Consider the following 6,960-nt stretch of genomic DNA (forward strand, 5'->3'; position numbering starts at 1 on the left):
AAAAAATCCCGAAATATTCGGGATTTTTCGATCTGTCAAAATCAAACAAAACAACAATCAAACTATTTTTTTTTACTAATGTTTATGGTTTTTTCTTGATAAACATATTGGTATAATATTTTTTTCCTGTTACAGGATCAAAGGTTACTGACACGCCTAGATGCGTATAATTGCCTTCTAAATTAGCTTTGTGAGATGGGCTGTTTAGCCAAGCCAACATTGCACTTTCTGCAGTTTGATAATTATAAGCAATATTTTCGCTTACTCTTTCTGCACCTAAAACCGATTTTAGATTGTCTGAACGTTGCTGAAAATAATCGTGATTCACCACATTATTATCAATCATATAAATATTGTGTTCTTGCGATTTGTACGAAATGTGATTGATGACTGCTAATGAGTTCAACCCAATACTTTGACGATGATTGTTGATAAGGGTAATCAATTTTAATTCGGTGTCGTTGTAGTTGTAAGTTGTTACAACTTTGTCTGTTGATGAAGTTCCTTCAGAAGAATTAGAAGAACAAGAAACCATAGTGAACACGATTGCTAACGGCAACAATGCTCTAAACATTTTTGCTTTCATAGTAGTAGGTTAAGTTTTTTAATAAAGTAGATGTGGGGCAAACACTTTATTTAGATTTAGATTAATATTGACAGAACGTATTGTTTGATTTGGTTAGACAATTTTACATCATTTACCGTTTAAGTAACAAATAAAATCGATGAAATACATAATTTTATATATATAAAATATATTTTTCTTACTTTATTGTAATTCGTCGATATTTATTTTAAGAAGCCCGACTTCCAATTTTAAATAAATTTGTTTGATAAATACACAGCTTTGAAAACAATTATTTCAAATTCAAAAGTATCGGTTATCATACATCATAAAGGTGCTGAACTGATTTCGTTAAAAAATACTGACACGCAACACGAATATATCTGGGAGGGCAATCCCCGATATTGGGCGAAGCACTCACCTATTCTATTCCCCATTGTGGGAACTTTAAAAAACAACTGCTACACTTATAAAAACAAAATTTATTCGTTAGCCCGGCATGGTTTTGCTAGAGATATGGTTTTTGATTTGATTTCTTCCCTTTCAGAAATGTCAAATGCAGAAGCAATTTTCTCTTTACGGAAGAACATTGAAACAGAAAAAATGTATCCCTTTGATTTTGAATTGCAAATCAAATATGCGCTGACTAATTCCCAATTACTCATAGTATATAAAGTAATCAATAATGGGTCAAATGTTATGTATTACTCCATTGGCGGTCATCCTGCTTTAGCTTTGCCGAAAAATTTTGAAAAATATAGTTTGCAATTTCAAACACAAGAAAACTTGATTAGCCATCAACTAGAAAACGATTTGCTATCCAATAAAACAAAAGATATAACACTCTATAATAATCAATTGCCACTCTCCTATTCACTTTTCGAAAATGATGCTTTGATTTTTAAAAAAATAAAATCAAAACAAATTACAATTCTCGAAAACAATGTTCCCATTTTAAATTTCAAATACGACGGTTTTCCTAATTTTGGAATATGGACTAAAAATAATGCCCCGTTTATCTGCCTAGAACCTTGGGCTGGCTATTCAGATTTACTTAATTCTAGAGGAACTCTTGCAGACAAAGAAGGGATTCAAAAGTTAGATCACAATGATTTTATAGAATACCGTTTTAGTATTGAAATTTTATAATTTTACAAAAAAACGACCATGGCAACCCTTACTTTTAATCCTTTTCAGCAATTAAAAACAGCAAGACTCTTATTAAGACGTATAGACGAAAACGATGTGAATGAAGTTTTAGCACTTCGAGGCAATCCCGAAACTATGAAATATATTCCAAGACCTTTGGCAAAAAATAAGCAAGATGCATTAGAACATATTGCCCTAATTAATGAAAAAATTGATACCAATATTGGAATCAATTGGGGAATAACGATTAAAGGAAATCCAAAAATCATTGGGATTATTGGACACTATAAAATCCAACCCGAAAATTTTAGATCCGAGATAGGTTATATGGTATTGTCCGAGCATAGCGCAAAGGGATACACCACCGAGTCGGTACATGCAGTCGTGGAATATGGTTTCAAACAAATGAATTTACACTCCATTGAAGCCGTAATCGATTCACAAAATGTTGCTTCAGAGCGAGTGCTACAAAAAAATGGATTTGTAAAAGAAGCGCATTTATTGGAAAACGAATTTTGGGATGGAAAATTTTGGGACACCGTAATATACTCTATTCTTAAAAGAAATTTCAAGTCCTAATTACTTCATTTTGGGCAACGTTTTAAGATAAAGTTCTTCTACTTGCTTTCTTGCCCACGCTGTTTTTCGCAGGAAAGTCAAACTCGATTTAATGCTAGGATTCGTGCTAAAACATTTAATCGTAATCATTTCAGCAAGCCTATCAAAACCATAGTATGCCACCAGAGTTTCTAATATTTTTTGAAGCGTAATACCGTGAAGCGGGTCTTTTGAAATGCTATTTTGCATAGCGCAAATTTAACCAAAACTAATTCATAAAAAAAACCATATTACTTTTAGAAAGAAAAGTATTTTGTATACAGAAAGCACGTTTGATGATTTATAAGAATTATTTATATATTTAAAACTTATAAATAAGTCTGCCGGTTATCAGACCTATAAGCAAGTTGTACGACATTTTTAGAACGTAATATTAAACTACAACTAAATATGTTGCGCCGAAAATGGAACCGAAAATAAGTTGCTGAATAAAATGTGTAGTCGAAAGAAGAATAAAAGTTACTGTAAATGAGGTATTAATTGTTAACTGATATTGGTGGATTTATTTGGTGGCTTTTAAAAATTTGTTCAACTAAATTGGAAGAAGAACAAACTAAAGAGAAATAATCTCGGAATATTATTGTTTTAATAGTTGCGGCATATTTGATAGCATTTATAACAATTAAAATATTTTAAAAACGTCGTACAACACCCGTTTCTCGCAATTGCGAATTATGTGGAGGAGAGCATTTAGAGGACTTGGCTACTGGCATCGATTGGAATAGTATTTATGAAGAAGTAGCTCGTCAGTTGTTAGCAGGCGAACAGCTTGATAGTGATGCGCTATACAATGCTACTATCGAGCAATTTAGCAAAGCACTCGACCAAGGCTTAAAGCAAGCACCTAGCGAGGATGACAAAGCCAAACTAGCCCAAGCATTGAAAAGTAATTTAGAGCAGTTTGGTTTAGCTAAAACACTCACACAGCTCAATCACTATGCTGATGCGTTGTTAGATGATAATGGAAACATGCGCTCGTATGATACCCTCAAAAAGCTGATAGCTGACCAAGGAGAAGTCTTTAACAATGCCTATGCTAAAACCGAGTGCAATTTAATAAAGCAGTCCACCATCATGGCGGCAAAGTGGGAAACCCTAGATAGTGAGTATTTAGAATTTACAACCGTAGGAGATGACCGAGTGCGACCAGAACACGCCATATTCGACAAATTCACCGCTCCAAAAAGCGACCCAATTTGGAAAAAGCTGTACACACCACTATCATGGAACTGTCGTTGCACTATCATTCCAGGAATTGCAAAAAATGAAAGTAAAGAATACGATAGTAAGTGGGCTAATCAAATGGTAACCCCACAAGTAAAAGGTACTATCTTCGATAACAACGTAGGCATATCGAAAGAAATATTTACAAAAGCACACCCTTATTTTGAGGCAATTGTATCAAAAATAATATCAAACAATACTAATCAGGAAGCGAAAGATAGTTCATCAGGCAGATATGACAACATAACTTTCAAGCCTGTTAAAGGCATTAAAAACGGAGGTAAATTAGAAATATTTACTACCGGAAAACAAAACTCTCAAGAAGCTGTTCAAAATGAAACAGCCTGTAAAATATTAGCCAACAATGGCGGTCATTATAGATTACTTCCGGTAATCGAAGACGGCAATAAAAATCCCGATGCTTTTAACTTAAAAACAGGAAATTATGTTGATATTAAATCGCCTATAACTTTAAACGGGAAAAACATTACTCAATCTGCTCTTAAAGAGGCTAGTAAACAAGAGACTCAAGAAGTTGTCATACATTTAACAAACAAACCATCTAGTTATAGAGAGATGTATTTGGGTGTGAAAACTACTTTAAAAAATAACAGGGCTAAAGACGTGAAAACTTTAACCGTAATTTTTCCAGATAAAAATGTGAAAAATTATGACCTTGTAAAATTACGAAATAAGTTGAATAACAAGAGGGCAAAATGATTACTCAATTTGCCCTCCGAGGGGTAGAATGTCGATTGCTCAACAAACTACCGGTACAAATATAAAAATAATTTACAATTCACAACTCATAATTCACAATTTTTAAAAATGAGCCCAGAGGAATTTCAACAAAATCTAAAAGCTAAAGCTACACAGGTAAGCACCTACGTGCAAACTCGCTTTGCATCAACAGCGGGAAATGTCGCTTTGCGTTTCATTAATGGCAACTTTAGAGCAGGAGGTTACCAAGGAAAAACCTTTAAAAAATGGAAACCATCTCAAGGAACCACATTGGTAAAAAGCGGAGCTTTACGTGCCGCTAATTATTACACTACTCAACCGGGGCAGGCTACATTAAAAAACAACATGCCTTATGCCAACGTGCACAACGAAGGATTTAAAGGAGATGTTGCTATCAAAGCACATTCACGCAATAGCTACGGAAAAAAAAAAGTGGGAACTGGCAAATTAACTAAATCGGGCAAAGAGCGAAAACAAACCGTAACATTCAAAACAGGTGAAAAAGCCATCCGCTCCCACACTCGTAAAATAAACATGCCTCAACGTCAGTTCATGCCTATTAACGCTGGCGACTCACCAGTATTAAACAACGCAGTAACAAGAGCTGTAACCAATGATATTAAAGCAATTTTAAACCAATAACTATGAACACCTCCCCCAAAGCATTGCTTTTTAAAGAACTGCAGGACCGCATAAAAACAGAAGCTTCTGAAATAGTTTGGATAAATCAGAACCTGGCGCAATATTTAAACGACGAAAAGCGTAAAGCCATGATATTTCCTTGCGTACTTATCGACTTTCCCAACACCGACTATACTGCCCTTCAAGGCGACATACAAATGGGTAATGCCACTATAATGGTCACACTTTTTTTTGATATTTGGAACCAAACCTATCATGTTGCACCTAACCAAACCATTGAGGATGGTTTAAGTTATTTTGATATTGAACAAAAAATATACAGTTGCCTGCAAGGTTGGGCAGCATCTTTTACCCAGCCATTGGTCAGAACCAACAGCAAAAATCAAAACATTAACGACCTAGGCTTACGAGTAATCGAGTTAACCTTTACTACTGCTTATGAAGATTGGACAAATAATGAAGATAATTATGTGGGGTTGGGTTTAAATACTTAAGCAAACAAAGAAAGCTGATTGCTAGGAACCTCTCTAGGTATAGGCAGCCCTTTAATATTCATCCAAGCACGGTAAGATAAAAAGATGTTATACTTCGGAAAAACAACTCTTAAAATTGCGGTATCCGGCACATCCTCGTGTTTGTGCGCATTATAAACATCTATAATGTGCTGTGCTCGCTTATAGTAGTTCTTCTTATTATACGCCATAGTACAAAGCTAAACACATTAATAATACTATGCAACGTAACTTTTTGGCATAAAAAAACCACCCGAAGGTGGTTAAAAAAGCATTTAAATTATTATTCATTCATTGCTATATTAGAGAGGCTTCCATCCTTATCAACTGTACAATTAATCGTTTGAAGCTTCAAAGCTCCAAAGCTATTCTTTGCTCTAAATGATAACTTTACATTAAAAGAACCATCTTTATTCATGCCTAGGTTCCAGGCATTCGCTACTTCTAAACTTGAAGGATCATCTAGGTTTTGTTTCAAATATTCATATACAGGTTTATAGCCACGGGTAGCACTTCCATATTTAGTTTCAAACTGTTCCTTTGGCGAAAGCTCTACTGCTTTATTTTCTGCTGGTGCTTTTGCATCAGTTTGTTTGTTAGTCACAAATCTTGAAAATATGGCCAACCCAATTAGTCCTATGACTATGTAAATTACTTTTTTCATTTTTGTTTTGTTTTTAAAGTTTATAAAAGTAAGAATTAATATTGTTTATCAGTCCAATGTATCAGTTTTCCTGTGAAGTTTTTATTGAAATAAGCAAAGAACTCTTTAACTGTATCAAAGCCATCATTTTGAATGAATTCCATTAAATTGAAATTTGGTTCTGATTTAACAGATACTATCTTAATATTATCATGACCATAATTCACTGTTGCAACTTTGATGTTATCAATAAAAAGAGTGCTTGTTTGAAGAAAAAAAACACGTACAATATTTACCTTTTGAATATGAAGTACGGGTAAAACTGGAGCAAACCGAAACATTTTAGGTTGTCTAACATTTATAAAAAAATCAATTTTACAACCAACTGTCCAGCGGTTATTTTTGTCTTCTCTGATTGTATGTATTTTAGCGTGTTTTTTCAGCAAAGGCATCCATACTAAAACCTTTTGATGCAAAATTAGCATCAAAACCACCTGGCCATAAATCATTAATGATTAATCCTGCATGAATACGCTCTACAAAATAAGTTGGCTTTCCGTTTATTTGTGTGCTAAAGGGTAGTATCATCCGTTTCTAATTTAATTATCTCAACCACTATTGTTTTCCATCGCTCCTGCAAACCAGTTTGAGCCTTCCATTTATCCAAACCAATTGTCCGGGCAATAATTATTTCATCTTCTATACCAACACGATTAACTCGTTTGAGTACCATTTTTTTAACCATTGGTTCTAAAGCTGCAAAAGCTTTTGTTTCGTCTATTTTAAGTGAACTCATAATAAAGTTATTTTTAGGAATATTTAAGTTTTTCCAAACGTTTTCGAGTAACCCAAATTGAATTAATTCG

Annotated in this window: 11 protein-coding genes; 5 read left to right on the forward strand and 6 right to left on the reverse strand. The window is 33.9% G+C overall.

Going from position 1 to position 6,960, the window contains the following annotated elements:
- Window positions 1–82: 82 nt before the first annotated feature.
- Window positions 83–586, reverse strand: a complete 504-nt coding sequence (locus tag Q0Q96_RS03185) for a CAP domain-containing protein (RefSeq protein ID WP_293871642.1) — start codon at window positions 584–586, stop codon at window positions 83–85.
- A gap of 261 nt (window positions 587–847) precedes the next feature.
- On the opposite strand from Q0Q96_RS03185, the gene Q0Q96_RS03190 reads away from it, so the two are divergent.
- Both Q0Q96_RS03190 and Q0Q96_RS03195 read left to right on the forward strand, forming a co-directional pair.
- On the forward strand, window positions 848–1,714 hold the full coding sequence (locus tag Q0Q96_RS03190; RefSeq protein WP_293871644.1) for an aldose 1-epimerase family protein: 867 nt from the start codon (window positions 848–850) through the stop codon (window positions 1,712–1,714).
- 18 nt (window positions 1,715–1,732) lie between these two features.
- Window positions 1,733–2,293: a GNAT family protein gene (locus Q0Q96_RS03195; protein WP_293871645.1), complete on the forward strand. Its 561-nt coding sequence runs from the start codon at window positions 1,733–1,735 to the stop codon at window positions 2,291–2,293.
- On the opposite strand, the gene Q0Q96_RS03200 is transcribed toward Q0Q96_RS03195, so the two are convergent.
- On the reverse strand, window positions 2,294–2,521 hold the full coding sequence (locus Q0Q96_RS03200; RefSeq protein ID WP_293871648.1) for a VF530 family protein: 228 nt from the start codon (window positions 2,519–2,521) through the stop codon (window positions 2,294–2,296).
- 510 nt (window positions 2,522–3,031) lie between these two features.
- Here Q0Q96_RS03200 and Q0Q96_RS03205 point away from each other — a divergent pair.
- The 3 genes from Q0Q96_RS03205 (at window position 3,032) to Q0Q96_RS03215 (ending at window position 5,433) form a co-directional block, all read left to right on the forward strand.
- The gene (locus Q0Q96_RS03205; protein ID WP_293871651.1) at window positions 3,032–4,276 is read left to right on the forward strand and encodes a phage minor head protein; all 1,245 of its coding nucleotides are present in this window, start codon (window positions 3,032–3,034) and stop codon (window positions 4,274–4,276) included.
- A gap of 108 nt (window positions 4,277–4,384) precedes the next feature.
- Window positions 4,385–4,939 carry a hypothetical protein gene (locus Q0Q96_RS03210; protein WP_293871654.1) on the forward strand — a complete coding sequence of 185 codons (555 nt, stop codon included), beginning with the start codon at window positions 4,385–4,387 and terminating at the stop codon, window positions 4,937–4,939.
- Between the two features lie 2 nt (window positions 4,940–4,941).
- Window positions 4,942–5,433, forward strand: coding sequence for a hypothetical protein (locus tag Q0Q96_RS03215; protein WP_293871656.1), 492 nt, complete (start codon window positions 4,942–4,944; stop codon window positions 5,431–5,433).
- 301 nt (window positions 5,434–5,734) lie between these two features.
- Here Q0Q96_RS03215 and Q0Q96_RS03220 read toward each other — a convergent pair whose 3' ends face one another.
- From Q0Q96_RS03220 to Q0Q96_RS03235, 4 genes are all read right to left on the reverse strand, one after another.
- Window positions 5,735–6,115, reverse strand: coding sequence for a hypothetical protein (locus Q0Q96_RS03220; RefSeq protein ID WP_293871659.1), 381 nt, complete (start codon window positions 6,113–6,115; stop codon window positions 5,735–5,737).
- 35 nt (window positions 6,116–6,150) lie between these two features.
- The gene (locus Q0Q96_RS03225; protein WP_293871662.1) at window positions 6,151–6,546 is read right to left on the reverse strand and encodes a hypothetical protein; all 396 of its coding nucleotides are present in this window, start codon (window positions 6,544–6,546) and stop codon (window positions 6,151–6,153) included.
- Window positions 6,521–6,682 (reverse strand): hypothetical protein, encoded by a 162-nt coding sequence (locus Q0Q96_RS03230; RefSeq protein WP_293871665.1) that lies wholly within the window; start codon window positions 6,680–6,682, stop codon window positions 6,521–6,523. Before Q0Q96_RS03230 ends, Q0Q96_RS03225 begins: the two co-directional genes overlap by 26 nt.
- Window positions 6,666–6,960: hypothetical protein (locus Q0Q96_RS03235; RefSeq protein ID WP_293871667.1), on the reverse strand; the 295-nt coding region annotated here is incomplete at its 5' end. The genes Q0Q96_RS03230 and Q0Q96_RS03235, both read right to left, overlap by 17 nt.

It is taken from the genome of Flavobacterium sp. (assembly GCF_025352015.1).
GTDB lineage: Bacteria > Bacteroidota > Bacteroidia > Flavobacteriales > Flavobacteriaceae > Flavobacterium.

Excerpts from the sequence above, each read along its gene's own strand:
- Q0Q96_RS03185 (WP_293871642.1), bottom strand. The coding sequence starts at position 586 with ATGAAAGCAAAAATGTTTAGAGCATTGTTGCCGTTAGCAATCGTGTTC.
- Q0Q96_RS03195 (WP_293871645.1), top strand. The coding sequence starts at position 1,733 with ATGGCAACCCTTACTTTTAATCCTTTTCAGCAATTAAAAACAGCAAGA.
- Q0Q96_RS03200 (WP_293871648.1), bottom strand. The coding sequence starts at position 2,521 with ATGCAAAATAGCATTTCAAAAGACCCGCTTCACGGTATTACGCTTCAA.
- Q0Q96_RS03210 (WP_293871654.1), top strand. The coding sequence starts at position 4,385 with ATGAGCCCAGAGGAATTTCAACAAAATCTAAAAGCTAAAGCTACACAG.
- Q0Q96_RS03215 (WP_293871656.1), top strand. The coding sequence starts at position 4,942 with ATGAACACCTCCCCCAAAGCATTGCTTTTTAAAGAACTGCAGGACCGC.
- Q0Q96_RS03220 (WP_293871659.1), bottom strand. The coding sequence starts at position 6,115 with ATGAAAAAAGTAATTTACATAGTCATAGGACTAATTGGGTTGGCCATA.
- Q0Q96_RS03225 (WP_293871662.1), bottom strand. The coding sequence starts at position 6,546 with ATGCCTTTGCTGAAAAAACACGCTAAAATACATACAATCAGAGAAGAC.
- Q0Q96_RS03230 (WP_293871665.1), bottom strand. The coding sequence starts at position 6,682 with ATGATACTACCCTTTAGCACACAAATAAACGGAAAGCCAACTTATTTT.